Genomic DNA, 266 nt, shown 5'->3' on the forward strand with positions numbered 1-266 from the left:
CTGGTAGCTCGTCGGGCTCATAACCCGAAGGTCGTCGGTTCAAATCCGGCCCCCGCAACCAATTAAAATTTGATGAAGTAAAGCAGTACGGTGACGCGGGGTGGAGCAGCCTGGTAGCTCGTCGGGCTCATAACCCGAAGGTCGTCGGTTCAAATCCGGCCCCCGCAACCAATCAAAATTTGATGAAGTAAAAGCAATACGGTGACGCGGGGTGGAGCAGCCTGGTAGCTCGTCGGGCTCATAACCCGAAGGTCGTCGGTTCAAAT

1 tRNA gene is annotated in these 266 nt (G+C 55.3%); it reads left to right on the forward strand.

Going from position 1 to position 266, the window contains the following annotated elements:
* The first annotated feature begins 94 nt into the window (after positions 1-94).
* Positions 95-171, forward strand: a tRNA-Met gene (locus tag A7098_RS23590).
* Positions 172-266 lie beyond the last annotated feature (95 nt).

Origin of the sequence: Escherichia sp. MOD1-EC7011 (genome assembly GCF_002965005.1) — a bacterium.
Taxonomy (GTDB): domain Bacteria; phylum Pseudomonadota; class Gammaproteobacteria; order Enterobacterales; family Enterobacteriaceae; genus Escherichia; species Escherichia ruysiae.